This window comes from Mesorhizobium sp. P5_C1, assembly GCF_054049815.1.
Window position 1 is genome coordinate 1 of sequence record NZ_JBFULQ010001285.1, and the last position, 692, is coordinate 692.

The following is a 692-nucleotide window of genomic DNA, read 5'->3' on the forward strand; positions in this document are numbered from 1 at the left end:
GGGCAATCGCCTATTCGATCCAGATCTATTTCGACTTTTCGGGCTATTCGGACATGGCGATCGGCCTCGCCATGATGTTCGGAATCCGGTTCAAGGAGAACTTCAACCATCCCTACGCCGCGTCTACGATCACCGAGTTTTGGCGTCGCTGGCACATCTCGCTGTCGAGCTGGTTCCGCGACTACCTCTATATCCCTCTGGGCGGAAACAGGGCGGGCCTGGTGCGAACTTACGCAAACCTGATGATCGTGTTCCTTGCGACCGGGATATGGCATGGGGCGGCATGGACGTTCGTCCTGTGGGGCGCATACCATGGAATTTTTCTTATTGCGGAACGCCTGATCCTTGGAGGAAGGGCGTTTTCATCACAGGTCGTTCGGATGATCTACTTCTTTCCCGTCGTGATTTTCGGATGGGTCCTGTTCCGCKCAAACGACCTGTCGGTCTTCGCCAGCCATGCACGCGCCATGCTGTTGCCGCTGGCAGACGGGGCGTTCGGCCTGCCCGGATCGATGGACCTCGCGCTTTCGCCTCAGGGCAAAGTTGCTATGCTGTTGGCCTGCCTCCTCATAGTCATCCAGGGGCAGGTAAGGCCCTTGGGTGTGGTCGTAGCCGGAGCGACGGGCAGTGCCGCGTGCTTCGCCCGGCTTGTCTTCGTCAGCGTCGCAGCAGTCATCTGCGCGATATACATC

Annotated in this window: 1 protein-coding gene; it reads left to right on the top strand. The window is 58.6% G+C overall.

Annotated features, from left to right (window positions below; genetic code table 11):
* Positions 1 to 692 (top strand): MBOAT family O-acyltransferase (locus tag ACXJ7R_RS35405; RefSeq protein ID WP_457155842.1); only part of this gene is annotated, 692 nt, incomplete at both ends.